14 protein-coding genes are annotated in these 13,275 nt (G+C 63.2%); 3 read left to right on the top strand and 11 right to left on the bottom strand.

Translation table 11 applies throughout. The annotated features are described in order from the left end of the window. The first annotated feature begins 205 nt into the window (after nt 1-205). Complete coding sequence (locus BM171_RS07835) at nt 206-1,351, top strand: S1C family serine protease (protein WP_093010549.1); 1,146 nt, start codon at nt 206-208, stop codon at nt 1,349-1,351. 149 nt (nt 1,352-1,500) lie between these two features. Beyond that, nucleotides 1,501-1,905 carry a universal stress protein gene (locus BM171_RS07830; protein ID WP_093010330.1) on the top strand — a complete coding sequence of 135 codons (405 nt, stop codon included), beginning with the start codon at nt 1,501-1,503 and terminating at the stop codon, nt 1,903-1,905. Between the two features lie 54 nt (nt 1,906-1,959). Here the strand turns inward: BM171_RS07830 and BM171_RS07825 are convergent, their stop codons facing one another. The 3 genes from BM171_RS07825 to BM171_RS07815 all read right to left on the bottom strand — a co-directional run bounded on the left by BM171_RS07825 (nt 1,960) and on the right by BM171_RS07815 (nt 5,708). After that, nucleotides 1,960-2,145 (bottom strand): PLD nuclease N-terminal domain-containing protein, encoded by a 186-nt coding sequence (locus BM171_RS07825; protein WP_093010328.1) that lies wholly within the window; start codon nt 2,143-2,145, stop codon nt 1,960-1,962. A 104-nt stretch (nt 2,146-2,249) separates the two neighbouring features. Further along, nucleotides 2,250-4,451: an excinuclease ABC subunit UvrB gene (uvrB, locus tag BM171_RS07820; RefSeq protein ID WP_093010326.1), complete on the bottom strand. Its 2,202-nt coding sequence runs from the start codon at nt 4,449-4,451 to the stop codon at nt 2,250-2,252. A gap of 81 nt (nt 4,452-4,532) precedes the next feature. After that, complete coding sequence (locus BM171_RS07815) at nt 4,533-5,708, bottom strand: cytochrome P450 (RefSeq protein WP_093010324.1); 1,176 nt, start codon at nt 5,706-5,708, stop codon at nt 4,533-4,535. A 194-nt stretch (nt 5,709-5,902) separates the two neighbouring features. On the opposite strand from BM171_RS07815, the gene BM171_RS07810 reads away from it, so the two are divergent. Beyond that, nucleotides 5,903-6,550 carry a hypothetical protein gene (locus BM171_RS07810; protein WP_093010322.1) on the top strand — a complete coding sequence of 216 codons (648 nt, stop codon included), beginning with the start codon at nt 5,903-5,905 and terminating at the stop codon, nt 6,548-6,550. On the opposite strand, the gene tpiA is transcribed toward BM171_RS07810, so the two are convergent. From tpiA to BM171_RS07770, 8 genes are all read right to left on the bottom strand, one after another. Further along, nucleotides 6,547-7,281, bottom strand: a complete 735-nt coding sequence (gene tpiA, locus BM171_RS07805; protein WP_093010319.1) for a triose-phosphate isomerase — start codon at nt 7,279-7,281, stop codon at nt 6,547-6,549. The genes BM171_RS07810 and tpiA overlap by 4 nt on opposite strands. A 95-nt stretch (nt 7,282-7,376) precedes the next feature. After that, nucleotides 7,377-7,757 (bottom strand): HesB/IscA family protein, encoded by a 381-nt coding sequence (locus tag BM171_RS07800; RefSeq protein WP_093010317.1) that lies wholly within the window; start codon nt 7,755-7,757, stop codon nt 7,377-7,379. Nucleotides 7,758-7,794: 37 nt separating this feature from the next. After that, on the bottom strand, nt 7,795-8,502 hold the full coding sequence (locus BM171_RS07795; RefSeq protein ID WP_093010315.1) for a DUF3307 domain-containing protein: 708 nt from the start codon (nt 8,500-8,502) through the stop codon (nt 7,795-7,797). Then, nucleotides 8,499-9,140 carry a hypothetical protein gene (locus BM171_RS07790; protein WP_093010313.1) on the bottom strand — a complete coding sequence of 214 codons (642 nt, stop codon included), beginning with the start codon at nt 9,138-9,140 and terminating at the stop codon, nt 8,499-8,501. The genes BM171_RS07795 and BM171_RS07790 overlap by 4 nt, the downstream gene beginning before the upstream one ends. A 63-nt stretch (nt 9,141-9,203) precedes the next feature. After that, nucleotides 9,204-9,767 (bottom strand): sugar O-acetyltransferase, encoded by a 564-nt coding sequence (locus BM171_RS07785; protein WP_093010311.1) that lies wholly within the window; start codon nt 9,765-9,767, stop codon nt 9,204-9,206. A 44-nt stretch (nt 9,768-9,811) separates the two neighbouring features. Continuing rightward, nucleotides 9,812-11,011 (bottom strand): glycerophosphodiester phosphodiesterase family protein, encoded by a 1,200-nt coding sequence (locus tag BM171_RS07780; RefSeq protein WP_093010547.1) that lies wholly within the window; start codon nt 11,009-11,011, stop codon nt 9,812-9,814. A gap of 143 nt (nt 11,012-11,154) precedes the next feature. Then, nucleotides 11,155-12,819: a mechanosensitive ion channel family protein gene (locus BM171_RS07775; protein ID WP_093010309.1), complete on the bottom strand. Its 1,665-nt coding sequence runs from the start codon at nt 12,817-12,819 to the stop codon at nt 11,155-11,157. A 63-nt stretch (nt 12,820-12,882) separates the two neighbouring features. Next, nucleotides 12,883-13,245 carry an SUF system Fe-S cluster assembly protein gene (locus tag BM171_RS07770; RefSeq protein ID WP_093010307.1) on the bottom strand — a complete coding sequence of 121 codons (363 nt, stop codon included), beginning with the start codon at nt 13,243-13,245 and terminating at the stop codon, nt 12,883-12,885. Nucleotides 13,246-13,275: the final 30 nt, after the last annotated feature.

Raw genomic sequence — 13,275 nt, 5'->3', positions numbered from 1 at the left:
AGAAGGAGGTCTCTCCCGGTTTTTCAACCATATGCGGCGTATATTACGAGGATCACGCGGTGCTCGTGAGAATGTTTGCAGATTTGTAATTGCAGCAAGGGCGTTGCTGCAATCTTGGCGGCCAATCTCTCCTCGCGAGGCACGGGGCGCCCCGATGGGACCCGATGCCACCCGATTGCCGTGCGAATGGATGGAGAAAGCCAGCATGACACCTACCGCAAAGACACCGAAAGCCCTGATGACAGGCGTTGCGATCGCCGCGCTCGTGGGAACGACGGGCGCGCTATCCACCACTGCGATGGTCGGCCCGGCAGAGGCCGCACCGCAGGCGGGCACCGATTACGTGGATCTCGTGGCCGAGCTGTCTCCTTCGGTCGTCACCATCGAAGTATCGAAGAGCGCCGCGAATGCGCGCGGCAGCATGACCGATGAGCAGGAGGAGTTCCTCGAAGAATTCCAAGAGCGGTTCGGCATGCCGTTTCCGGGCGCACCGGGGCAGGGCCGCGGTCCGGGCGGCGAGATGCGCGGCTCCGGCACGGGCTTCATCGTCTCTGCCGATGGCCGTATCGTGACCAACGCGCATGTCATCGACGGTGCGGACGAGGTGACGGTGACGCTCGAGGACGGCACCGAGCTTGAGGCCGAGATCATCGGCTCCGATCCAGCGACGGATATCGCGGTTCTCGATGTTGAGGGCGACGCGCTTCCTTTCGTGGAATTCGGTGACAGCGAGGCCCTGCAGGTCGGGCAGAACGTGATCGCGATGGGCAACCCCTTCGGACTCGGCAATACCGTGACCACCGGCATCGTCTCCGCGCTTGGCCGTGATATCAATTCCGGGCCCTTCGACGACTTCATCCAGACCGACGCCGCGATCAACCGCGGCAATTCCGGCGGGCCGCTCTTCAACGAGGCAGGCCAGGTGATCGGCGTGAACACCGCCATCCTGTCGCCCACAGGCGGCTCTGTCGGTGTCGGCTTCTCCGTCCCGTCGGACCTGGCCTCCGAGGTCGTCGCGGATCTTGCCGATGACGGCGTGGTGGAGCGCGGCTGGCTTGGCGTGCGTATCCAGCCCGTCGGAGAGGATGTCGCGATGGCGCTTGGCTTCGAGGAAGGCGAGGGCGTGATGATCGCCGACGTCACCGCCGACACGCCCGCCGAAGAGGTGGGCCTCCAGAACGGAGATATCGTCTTGTCCGTGAATGGCGAAGAGGTCGAGACGCCGCGCGATCTCACCCGCGCCATTGCGATCGAGAAGCCGGGAGCCGAGGTCGAAATCACCTATCTGCGCCGTGGAGAGGAGCAGAGCGTCACGGTCACACTTGGCGACCGCGCCAATCTCGACGCCTGATCGGGGCGACCGGCTGACATCGACGCACAAGGGCGCGGAGTGATCCTCTGCGCCCTTGTCATTTCTGATGTGGGCGGCTCAGCGCATCTGATCTGTGTCAATGCACGACGCATCCCGGGCTGCGAGAAAGGCCCAAGGAGGTGCTAATCATGTTCAAATCCATTCTCGTTCCCGTCGCCCCGGATCATCCCGAGCGTCTGGAGGAACAGCTTGCGATCGCGCGCGCGCTTGCAGGCGAGGACGCCCGGATCGCTGTCCTGTCCGTTGTCGAGACGGTCCCGCTTTATGTCGCCGCCGAAGTGCCGACGGTGGTCTTCGAGCGCGCCGAAGACGAAACTCGCGCAGCGCTGGAAAAGGCTCTCGATGGCACTGGCCTCGCGCTCGAGGTCGTGCACGGGCATGCGCCGACGGTCATTCTGGACAAGATGCGGGAGATGGCGGCCGACCTCGTCATCATCCGCTCGCACAAACCCGGTCTCAGCGACTGGGTCATGGGCTCGACCGCGGGACGAGTCGTTCGGCATGCGCCCTGTTCGGTCCATGTGATCCGGTAGGCAGCACGCATAGTAAGGGGTGCGCCGCATAATGCAGCGCACCCCGTTTTTGTCTTACACCTTGACCGATCCGCCGCGCGGTCCGGCGACGAGCCAGGCGATGAAGCCGAGAACCGGCAGGATCAGGATCGCGAGAACCCAGAGAATCTTGGCGAGCGTCGATGCGCCCGAAGTGATCACCTGGTAAATTGCATAGATGTCGAGGACGAGGACGATCAGTCCCAGAAGGCCATATTCCACAGCGGAACTCCTTATGATGCGTTCAATTCACATCATAAACGTGTGAGCTGCATCCGGGTTCCGTGAGAGGCGCAAGCCATGCGCGGAACTTCGCCCGACCCCGCTCAGTGCTTCTTGCGCCGTTGCACGTTGCCGCCGCGCATCCCGCCGCGACCGGCAGTCGAGCGGCCGGAGCGTTTGGTCGCCTCTTCGGACGCCTTTTCAACGGCTTGCTGTCGCGCCAGCGGATCATCGGCCACGGCAAGATCGACGGCTTCGAGACGTTTGACCTCGTCTCGCAGCCGCGCGGCTTCCTCGAATTCGAGGTTCTCGGCAGCCTTGCGCATATCCTCGCGTAGACCGTCCAGCACAGCCTGCATGTTCGAGCCTGCGCGGGTGTCATCGATCTTGGCGGTCACGCGGTTCATATCCGTGTCGCCCTGATAGAGCCCGGCGAGGATGTCCTCGACGTTCTTTTTGATCGTGGCGGGTGTGATGCCGTGCTCTTCGTTATAGGCCATCTGCTTCTCGCGCCGCCGCTCGGTCTCACCAAGCGCCCGCTCCATCGAGCCAGTCACGCGGTCGGCATACATGATGACCCGGCCTTCCGCGTTCCGAGCGGCCCGCCCGATCGTCTGGATGAGCGAGGTCTCGGAGCGCAGGAAGCCTTCCTTGTCCGCATCGAGGATGGCGACAAGCCCGCATTCGGGGATGTCGAGCCCCTCACGCAAAAGGTTGATGCCGACCAGCACGTCGAAGGCGCCGAGACGCAGGTCGCGCAGGATCTCGATCCGTTCGATCGTGTCGATGTCGGAATGCATGTAGCGCACCCGGATGCCCTGCTCGTGCAGATACTCGGTCAGATCCTCCGCCATGCGCTTGGTCAGAACGGTGCAGAGCACCCGGTAGCCTGACTGCGCGACATGCCGGATCTCGTCGAGAAGATCGTCGACCTGTGTCTCCACCGGCCGGATCTCGACCTTGGGATCGAGAAGGCCGGTGGGGCGGATGATCTGCTCGGTGAAGACACCGCCCGCCTGTTCGAGCTCCCAATTCGCTGGCGTCGCCGACACGAAGACCGATTGCGGTCGCATCGCGTCCCATTCCTCGAACTTGAGCGGACGGTTGTCCATGCAGGAGGGCAGGCGGAAGCCATGTTCGGCCAGCGTGAACTTGCGCCGGTAGTCGCCCTTGTACATCGCGCCGATCTGCGGAACCGAGACATGGCTCTCGTCGGCGAACACGATGGCGGTATCCGGGATGAATTCGAAGAGCGTCGGGGGCGGCTCGCCCGGTGCGCGGCCCGTCAGGTAGCGCGAGTAATTTTCGATGCCATTGCAGGAGCCGGTGGCCTCCAGCATCTCAAGATCGAAATTCGTGCGCTGTTCGAGGCGCTGCGCTTCAAGAAGCTTGCCTTCCGAGACGAGCTGGTCGAGGCGCTGGCGCAGCTCTTTCTTGATCTGCTCGGCAGCCTGTTTCAGCGTCGGGCGGGGCGTCACATAGTGCGAATTGGCGTAGATGCGGATGCGCTCGAAACTGCCCGTCTTCTGACCCGTGAGCGGGTCGAATTCGGTGATCGCTTCGAGCTCCTCCCCGAAAAAGGAAAAGCGCCAGGCGCGATCTTCGAGGTGCGCAGGCCATACTTCGAGCACATCGCCGCGCACCCGGAAGCTGCCGCGCTGGAACGCCTGGTCGTTGCGGCGGTATTGCTGCGCCACAAGATCGGCCATGACCTGCCGCTGGTCGTATTCCTTGCCCGTGAAGAGATCGAGCGTCATCGCGCCGTAGGTCTCCACCGAGCCGATACCGTAGATGCACGACACCGAGGCCACGATGATCACGTCGTCGCGTTCCAGAAGCGCGCGGGTCGCCGAGTGGCGCATCCGGTCGATCTGCTCGTTGATCTGGGATTCCTTCTCGATATAGGTATCCGAGCGCGGCACGTAGGCTTCGGGCTGATAATAGTCGTAATACGAGACGAAATACTCGACCGCGTTTTCCGGGAAGAACTGCTTGAACTCGCCGTAGAGCTGAGCGGCCAGCGTCTTGTTGGGCGCAAGGATGATCGCCGGGCGCTGCGTCTCCTCGATGACCTTCGCCATTGTAAAGGTCTTGCCGGTGCCGGTCGCGCCCAGAAGCACCTGGTTGCGCTCGCCCGCGTTAACCGCTTCGGAAAGTTCCGCGATGGCGGTCGGCTGGTCGCCCGCGGGCGCGTATTCGGTGTGCATCACGAACCGCTTGCCGCCCTCGAGCTTCTCGCGCTCCGCGACATGCGGCGCGGCGGCGTGCAGAAGCTCGGGCATCTGGTCGGGACGGTTGTTGTGCATGGGAGACGTAGCCTTTCGATCCTCATGCAGACTTGCGCCCGCGAGGCCGGGATTCAAGAGGCACAGGCCGCAGCGCTTTCGTCAGGTCTGCGACACGATCAGCCGCTCGAGCCCGTGGAAATGATATTTCGGTGCGTAACGAGGCGGCTCGGCAAGGCGCAGGCGTGGCAGCCGTGCGAACAGGATCGGCAGCGCGACCTCAAGCTCCAGCCGGGCAAGAGGCGCGCCCACGCAGAAATGCAGACCGCCGCCGAACGCCTGGTGCCGCGATGGACGGCGCGCGGGATCGAAGGTTTCAGGCGCTTCGCACAGTTCGGCATCGCGATTGGCCGAGGCGAGAAGCAGCGCGACCTGCTCGCCGCGCCGGAAGTCGTGGCCCCAGAGCGTCACATCCTCGTAGGCGTAGCGCGTGAAGAGGTGCAGCGGCGGATCGAAGCGCAGGATCTCTTCAGACATTGCGGTCGCGTTCGCCTCGCTCGCCTTCGCGCCGTGCTCGAGGAGCGCCTTCACGCCGTTGCCGATCGTGTGGACGGTTGCCTCGTGCCCTGCATTGAGAAGGAGGACAGAGGTCGCGATCAGCTCCTTCTCGTCGAGCTTTTCGCCATCCTCTTCCGCCGCGATCAACTCGCTCAGAAGATCGTTGCCGGGGCGCTTGCGGCGCTCCGCGATGACGCTTCGGAGGAAGGCGGCAAAGTCGCGCGCGGCGGCGTTTGCGGCCTCTTCATCCGCCCGGCTGCGGCCCGCCTGGTACATGCCGACCATCGCGTGCGACCAGCGCAAGAGGTCGGGTGCCGTTTCTTCGGGAACGCCGAGAAGGCGCGCGATAACAATCACCGGCAAGCGCTCGGCGAAAACGGGCAGCAGGTCGAACGGCCCATCAGGCGCGTCCTCCAAGAGGCGGTGTGCCAGCTCGGCGATCTCGGGGCCGAGTGCCTTGATCCGCCGCGACGTGAAGGCGCGAAGAACGAGGCCGCGCAGGCGCGTATGAACTGGCGGCTCCAGTTCCAGCATGGAGCGGTCCTCGATCTCGTAGAAATCCCGAAGATGCTCGGGCCGGGGCGTTGCAAGTTCGCTCGGCACTTCGCGGCCGAACCGGCGGTCCTTGAGAAGTGCCGAGACGGAATTCAACCGCGTGGCGGCAACCATGCCGTACTCTTCCCAGAAGATCAGCGGCCCGGCTTCGCGTGCACGGGCGTAGAACGCGTAAGGATTCTGGACGAAGGCGGGATCGGTCGGGGATTGGTGAAGATGCTGCATCGCGCGGAACCTGCAGCCCGAACGCATCCGGGGCAAGTGGCCGTCAAACGCCGGTCAAAGAAACGAAGATTGTTTCGCGGTCCGGCTTCCACAGCAGAAGGTGAGCCGTTCAAGAGGAGGTTGCTCAAAAATAGATCACGAATTCTGGAACAGACCTGGAATCCGCCCGTTCCGCTCTCCTGAATGGAGGCTGCATGTTCGATTGGCTGACTGACAATTCCGCCGCTCTCGGTCTGTTCGTGGACCTCACGCTGATGCTGGTCTGGGTGACCTACCTGAACCTGTTCCTCATCGGGTTCTACCGGCAAAACCGGAGCGCCATTCATATCAGCCGCGCCGCTGCCGAAAACCGGCGCGCGCGGTGCCTTCTGACGAATATGGGCCAGCAGAATATTTTCCTTTTGGCAATCGTCGTTGATCTCAAGGATGAGAATGGCACGCGCCGGACGATCGCGACCGACCGCGAAGAGCATCGCGAGGACGAATACGGCGACCTTCTCGAGCGGACGTTCCAGGGTCCGCTTGAACCCGGCCAGTCGCGGGACATCGGCAGTTTCGAAGAGCTTCTGAACCGCGCGATCCTGCGCCTGGACACGTCTTGCGAGATAGAGCAGTTCGACTGCGTCACCGTGACCGCGATCGCCGCGTCGAACCAGGCAAAGAGTTTCGTCGCGGCGCACAAGAGCTTCACGATCTCTGTGCCGGATAGTTCGCAGGAAAGCCGCTTTCAGCCGGAGAGCTTGCTGACGACCCAGATCGGCGGGCCGTTCGCAGATCGCCGCATCCGCCGCCTTCTTACGGCGGACTGGAGCTCGCAGACCGAGCGTAAAGAGGCAGCTTAATCGGACGCGTTGAGCGCGTCGATGATGCCGCCGAAATCCGATGCCTTGAGGCTCGCACCGCCGACCAGCGCACCGTTGACATGCGGCACGGCAAAAATCTCGGCCGCATTGCTCGGCTTCACGCTGCCGCCATAGAGGAGCGCCATCTCCGCGCCGGTGTCGAAGCGTTCGGTCAGCAACTGGCGGATATGGCCGTGGACCTCCTCGATCTCGTCGTTCGAGGGGACTTTTCCGGTACCAATGGCCCAAACAGGCTCGTAGGCGATCACCACGGTGTTCGAAGCAGCGCTATCGGGCACCGAACCTGCGAGCTGCGTGCCGACCACGTCGAGCGTGCGCCCCGCCTCGCGCTCGTCCAGTGTCTCGCCCACGCAGATGATCACATTGAGCCCCGCATCGAGGCCCGCCTGAGCCTTGGCCGCGATGTCGGCATCTGTCTCGCCATGATCCGCGCGACGCTCCGAATGGCCGACAATGACGAAGGAGGCGCCGGCGTCCTTCAGCATTGTTGCCGAGACGTCACCCGTATGCGCGCCGCTTTCGGCCGCGTGACAATCCTGGCCGCCGACAAGCACCGGGCCCGCGATGTCTGCCGCGCGGCTGAGAAGCGTCGCGGGAGGGCAAATCACGACCTCGACGCTGTCCGTATTGCGTGCCGCGAGTGTTTCGATTTCACCAAGTTCGGCCCCGGTGCCGTTCATCTTCCAGTTTCCGGCAGCGATCCTGCGCATCGGGGCTCTCCTGTGTTCGTGGACTGACGACCCGCATCATTGCGGCGAGGCGCTCGAGGTCAAGACGATAGGCTCAGGGGGTCGACATACGACCGCTAGTCGCCGGCCTTTTCAGCCTGCAGCTCGTCGACATCCTTGAACTTGATCGACTCGCCGCATCCGCAGGCATCGACCACGTTGGGATTGCGGAACTTGAAGCCCGATTCGAGCAAGCTTGTCTCGTAATCGATCTCGGTGCCGAAGAGGAACATCTGCGCCATCGGCGCGATCAGCACACGCGCGCCGTCGCTTTCCACGATCTCGTCGTTGCTCTCGGCGGCATCGACGTAGTCCATGGTGTATTCCATGCCCGCGCAGCCGCCTTTCTTCACACCGATCTTGAGCCCGTAGCGCCCATCGCGCTCCATGAGCTTGGTGATCTGCTTGATTGCGGCCGGGGTCATCGTCACCGGCGCTTCTCCGGGAAGGGAAAACATGAATGTGCTCCGTTGGCTCTGACTCAAACCTAAGGGTTCAGCTCAGAAATTCCAATGGGGGAAGGTGCGCGAGCAGCGCGCGCACTGCATAGGCGACAGCGAGCGCCCAGGCGAAGGAGGCGAGGGTGCCGACGATCACATATTCAGCGGTGCGGCTGTCCTTTGCGGAGTCGAAGCGCAAGATCGACTTTGCCGCGATCAGGAAGCCAACCGCCGTCGGCTCGCCCACAAGGACCAGGAGGTAAAGAATGGCCCGTTCCAACTGGCCGATGATCTGGCCGGCTTTTGGTAGGCCAGGGGCAACGTCGTCCGTGGCGAGCGGCGTCACGAGAAGCCCGACCGCATAGCCGCCTGCCCGGATCGCGAAGATCGCTCCGCCGATCAGCAGCATGAGTGTGGGCAGGCCATCCATCTCGGCCCACAGACCCGCATCCCACAGCCCCGGAACCGCCCATGCGACAGCGCCGATCGTGACCAGGTGCGCGGCCTGATCCCATAAGAATGGCGCAAGGCCGCCGCGACCGAGCCAAGCCTTGGCAACGTCAATGGCAAGGTGAGCGGAAGCCAGAAGCAGGATCGAACCGGATGCCACGTGCCCGGTTGCAAGCTGAGCCGTCACAAGCACGATCGCTGTATGAAACAGCAGCACCCCGAACTGGCGTTTGCGCGCCGCCATCCAGCCGGTCTGGAGCACGAAATCCGCCAATGCATGGGCGAAGAACAAAGCGGCAAAGGTTTCGATCATCGTCTCATTGCCTCGAAATCGGCGTTCCTTACGGCGGCGAGGGCGTTGTCGAAAGATCCGAACCCTGCGCTCGCAAGGCGCGACTGCACCGCCTGACGCGTAATCTTCAGCCGCTTGGCGATGTCGTCATGAGTGTCGATGTCAGGATCGAGAGCCAGGACCACCGCTTCGGCTTGAGCCTGGGTCCAGCCGGACATGAGTTCCGCCACCAGATCGAAAATCGCCGGTAGCCAATCGGGTGTCGTGCTGGCCGCTACGACAAGCCGCCGTTTTCCGATATGGTCGAGGTGGTCGCCCGAGATGAAGAAGGCGGGGCCCGACGCATCCGAAAGATCGGCGCTTCCCTCGCTGTCAACGGTGCCGATCCCGGCCGAGATGCGGGTGCTTAGCTTGGGAACGGCGGCTGTGAGCGATGCGGTCAGAAAGATTGTGGCATCCAGCACGAGACGCGGATTGGTCAGCAGGATCTGCCAGCCATCGCCACGAAACCGGGTAAAGCGCAGGTCGATATCCCAGGCGGCCCCGAAGCGCGCCGCACCGCGCTCGAGCGCGGCGAAGGCAGGTGCGACCTCCACCGGGCTTTCGCGTGAGCCGATCAGGTCGCCGCTCAGGACGACTTTCGTGGTTTGCGCTGACATGTGCAAATGAAAACCTTTGCTAAGGTATAAAGCAAGCTTTTTCATTTGCTATTCGAAAAGCAGTCAATATTGGTTGCTTTTCGTCCCAACCGGTCGCGCCGGATTTCCCACCACGGTCGCTCCTTCCGCCACATCCCGCGTGACCACCGCACCCGCGCCGACGATCGCGCCGTCGCCAATGGTGATGCCGGGAAGGATGATCGCGCTCGCACCGATCCAGACATCCTCGCCGAGCGTCACCGGGCGCGTCGTCTCGAGTTCGGCCTTGCGGGCGGCGCGCTCTCGTGGGTGGTCAGCGGTCAGAAGTTGCACATAGGGGCCGATATCGCAGCCATTCCCGATGCGGATCGGACCGGCATCCAGAAGGTAGCAGCCGTAATTGAGAAAGACCTGGCTGCCGATCTCGATGTTGTAGCCGTACTCGACATAGAAGGGTGCGCGGATTGCGACACTGTCGCCGAGCCGGCCGAGGAGTTCGGCCAAAAGGGCCGGCCGGCTCTCGTCGCCATAGGTCGTCTGGTTGTAGTCCCGCATCAGACGCTGCGCGCGCTTGCGGTCCTCGGCCAATTCGGGATCGCCAGGGTAATAAAGCTCCCCGGCGATCATCTTTTCTTTCTCGCTCGTCATCGCGTGCCTCGCCATCCTGCCTGGACAGCGAGGCTAACCGCGGATCAGAGACCCATGCAATTGGCGTAATAGGTCACCGTCGCGGGCCAATCGGAGAAGACGCCCACGACACCCACGTCCTGCGCCAGCACGTCGAGAATTTCGAGGTAGTCGGAGTCGCTGTCCACCGCGTCCGCAACCGACTGGAAGTACCAGCCGCCGCCCGAGGCGAGCGGGCCGGAGCGTTCCAGCGTCCAGGCGATCATGTCGAGATCGGCGGCCTTGGCTTCCTCGGCATAGACCGACGGCACCATCTCACCGTTCTCGTTCAGCGTGACCATCATCCAGAGCGGCGGCGCGATGTAGTTGACGCCCATCTCCTTCAGCTCGGCCATTGTCGGCTTGAAGGTCGAGGCGTCCATCGGGTCGATCAGGCCCTCGTCCTCGTCTTCCGCCTCGTAGCGGTCGTCGAGATAGACGGCTTGGGCGCCGAATTCCGGCTCGTTCTCGATCCAATAGAGCACATCCGAGAGATTGAACGACTGCGCCCAGACGCGGGACGGGTCGATACCGGCGTCCTTGTACTCGTCGATCATCTTCTGCGCGTAGTCTTCCTGGCTAAAGCCGTCGAAGGGCATCTCGACGGACGGCGCCTTCAGCTCGGGCGTGAAATCAGCGCCGAGGCTGTCGAAGAGCGCGATGGATTCCGCGTGCGTCATCAGAGTGGCGTCGTTCGCATAGAGGTCCGTGCGCCAGTTCGCGGTGCCGTTCTGATATTCTTCCGCCGTGGTGGCAGAGGCGTTGGCCGCGTCCATCTTGGGCTCGAGCGTGCGGAACTCGGCCAGCGTCAGGTCCGAGGTGCGGCACTCGGCCGAGGCATCGGTGTCGCCGGATGCAGGGGTGAACCCTTGCGTGCACTTCTCGGCAAGGTCGGTGACAAGAATGTTCGTTGTCGTGTGCAGGTCGTTCTGCGCGTGGCGGCAGACGAGCTCCTTGTCGGATGTAAAGGTCACGTCGCATTCGAGGATGCCCGCACCCATCTGCGCGGCGGCGACGTTCGATTCGACCGTATGCTCGGGCAGCATCAGGGGCGCGCCGCGGTGGCCGATGGAGAACTTGGTCTGCTGCGGCGTCGCCGTGCAGGCCATGAGCGTGTCACGCAGCTCGCCCTCAGGCAGCTTTGAGGCGAGGAAGGCCGGACGCGGTCCATAGGAGACGGACATGTCGGAGGATGCCTCGCTCTGGGCGAAGGCCGGGGCGGCCATCGCCACAAGCGCGGCCGAGGTCAGGAAACGGTGAAGCATGGTATAATCTCCCTGTTAGGTGCGGAGCTTCTGTGGCCCGCGAGTGATGACAAGAGTGCGACACTGGCGCGACAGTCGCGCGACACTCTCGCAAAGCTTTGGTGTCAGCCGGCGTCCATCGCGCCGACCGCCGGGAAGACCGGCCTTGCCTCGGTACCAAGCTCGGCTGCCGCAGCAAGGACCTGTTCGCGCACCTCGCAGATCCGCGCCCAGGCGGTGTTCGGATCGGGGCAGGGCACCATGAACAGAACCTCTTGGCCGAAAACATCGTGCCCGGCGACGAAAACACCGCGATCGCCTGCAAGCTCGGCTTCCTCCTCCGTGTCGAGCTTATCCAGAACGTCGTAGTAGCGCGCGCGCAAAGCCGGCACATCCGCCGTATGAGCAAGTTTCAGCCGCACTTCGCCGATCAGCGCGGGATCGGTCATCGTCCAGTTCTCGAACGGCTCGCTGACGAAATCCACGACCGGCACGACGATACGCTTGCCGGTCCATTCCCGCAGTTGGACGAAGGTGAAATTGATCCGCTCGACCGAGCAGAGATGTCCGTCATAGACGATCTTGTCGCCGATCCGCGCCGATTGGTTCAGCGCGATCTGCAAGGAGGCCATGACATTGCTGAGCATGTTGCGGGCCGCGAAGGCAAGGATCAGAGTGAAGGCGCCCGCAGAGGCCAGAAGCGAGAAGCCGAGCGTCTTCATCAGGTTGGCTTCGCGCAGGACGAGCCCGACGCCGAAAAGCGTGATGATGACGATCATCGCGCGGCGGATGGCTGCCACTTTCGTCGCCAACTCCCGCTTCTTTTCCTGGCCCTCGCCGGTCTTCGTGAGCGCATCGCCGTCGAAACTCACCAAGCGGTCGATCACCGCGTCCGAGAGGTTGATGATCGCCCAGATCACCGCCGTCACGAGGCCGATGGCGACAAGCGGCGAAAGGATCGTGTCGATCCGGCCCGAGAACGGAAAGAGGTTACCCGTCGTTATCGCCAGGGTGCCGGCCACCACGGTCAGGATGGCAGGCGGGCGCAGCGCCACGAGGATCGAGTCGCTCCCGGTATCGCGCCGTGTGCGCCCCAGTCCCCGCGACATTACATTATAGGTGAGGCGGCCAAGTCCGATCGCGAGGGCGAGGATGATCGGCAAACAAATCACCTCCCACCATCGCAGGCCCCAGAAGGCGCGCTGGCGCAAGGGATCCGGCAGCAACTCCTCGATCCGGGACGGGCCGTAAAGTTCGTAGAGCCGCGGCATGTTGTCGATGCTCTGCCGCGAGAAGAGCCACGCGGGATCTTGGCCCTCGACTTGCAGCCGGTTCAGCCTGAGGCTCACGGGCCGACCATCCATGTCGATGAGTGCCAGCAGGAGCGAGCGGCGCGGCTGGCCCGCAACGGCTCCTTCGCTGACGGCCCGTGCATCGAGCGCATCGGGCCTGTCGAGAAGCTGATACCAGTTCACGACAATCTTCCGGTCGATCACGGTGAATAGCTGCTCGGCGAGCTCCGGACCGATCTCGGCCTGCTCCTCTTGCGGGAAATTCGCGAGGTCGAGCAGGTGCGCCGCGTCCTGCCAGCGGCTCTCACGGCCGAGGGCCAGAAAGCTCTCCATTGTCGCCTGGGGCGTGCCGCGCTGCACGTCGCCCGGAAGGTCGCCCAAGCCGGGATTGATCGCGTCGACTTCGTACCAGGATTCCTTAACGGCATTTTCCTGTGCAGACAGCACAGACGCAAACGCCGCGAGAAGCAGCGCGAAAACCAGCCTGACCACGTTCATGACATCCGAACCCGCCTCGCGCAGGTTCGGTTCCCATACCGTGCGTGCGCCGGGATTCGAGTTTTACATGAAGCCCAGTTCGAGCCGCGCTTCGTCGGACATCATGTCCATGCCCCAGGGCGGATCCCAGGTGATCTCGACATCGACCTGCTTCACCCCGTCCACGGGCTCGACAGCATCGGCGATCCAGCCCGGCATCTCTCCAGCCACGGGGCAACCTGGCGCGGTCAGCGTCATGATGATCTGAACCGCGTTCTCTTCGGAGATGTCGATCGTGTAAACGAGCCCGAGATCGTAGATATTCACCGGAATCTCGGGATCGTAGACGCTGCGGCACGCTTCCACGATCTGATCGTAGAGCGGATGATCCGTGCTCGACGGGGCGATCAGCGGCGCGCCTTCGAGTTTCGGGCTCTGATCGTTCATGGCTGGCGTCCTTCCTTGGAATTCCGACCA

It is taken from the genome of Roseivivax halotolerans, assembly GCF_900115815.1.
In the GTDB taxonomy this organism is placed as follows: Bacteria; Pseudomonadota; Alphaproteobacteria; order Rhodobacterales; family Rhodobacteraceae; genus Roseivivax; species Roseivivax halotolerans.
The sequence above is the reverse complement of the archived record's forward strand: the minus strand, read 5'-3'. Positions and strand labels throughout refer to the sequence as shown.

What these genes read in the sequence shown, in the direction of transcription:
- BM171_RS07790 (WP_093010313.1), bottom strand. Translation starts at nt 9,140, where the DNA reads ATGTCAGCGCAAACCACGAAAGTCGTCCTGAGCGGCGACCTGATCGGC.
- tpiA (WP_093010319.1), bottom strand. Translation starts at nt 7,281, where the DNA reads ATGCGCAGGATCGCTGCCGGAAACTGGAAGATGAACGGCACCGGGGCC.
- BM171_RS07775 (WP_093010309.1), bottom strand. Translation starts at nt 12,819, where the DNA reads ATGAACGTGGTCAGGCTGGTTTTCGCGCTGCTTCTCGCGGCGTTTGCG.
- BM171_RS07800 (WP_093010317.1), bottom strand. Translation starts at nt 7,757, where the DNA reads ATGTTTTCCCTTCCCGGAGAAGCGCCGGTGACGATGACCCCGGCCGCA.
- BM171_RS07780 (WP_093010547.1), bottom strand. Translation starts at nt 11,011, where the DNA reads ATGGCCGCCCCGGCCTTCGCCCAGAGCGAGGCATCCTCCGACATGTCC.
- BM171_RS07770 (WP_093010307.1), bottom strand. Translation starts at nt 13,245, where the DNA reads ATGAACGATCAGAGCCCGAAACTCGAAGGCGCGCCGCTGATCGCCCCG.
- BM171_RS07830 (WP_093010330.1), top strand. Translation starts at nt 1,501, where the DNA reads ATGTTCAAATCCATTCTCGTTCCCGTCGCCCCGGATCATCCCGAGCGT.
- BM171_RS07795 (WP_093010315.1), bottom strand. Translation starts at nt 8,502, where the DNA reads ATGATCGAAACCTTTGCCGCTTTGTTCTTCGCCCATGCATTGGCGGAT.
- BM171_RS07835 (WP_093010549.1), top strand. Translation starts at nt 206, where the DNA reads ATGACACCTACCGCAAAGACACCGAAAGCCCTGATGACAGGCGTTGCG.
- BM171_RS07815 (WP_093010324.1), bottom strand. Translation starts at nt 5,708, where the DNA reads ATGCAGCATCTTCACCAATCCCCGACCGATCCCGCCTTCGTCCAGAAT.
- BM171_RS07785 (WP_093010311.1), bottom strand. Translation starts at nt 9,767, where the DNA reads ATGACGAGCGAGAAAGAAAAGATGATCGCCGGGGAGCTTTATTACCCT.
- BM171_RS07810 (WP_093010322.1), top strand. Translation starts at nt 5,903, where the DNA reads ATGTTCGATTGGCTGACTGACAATTCCGCCGCTCTCGGTCTGTTCGTG.
- uvrB (WP_093010326.1), bottom strand. Translation starts at nt 4,451, where the DNA reads ATGCACAACAACCGTCCCGACCAGATGCCCGAGCTTCTGCACGCCGCC.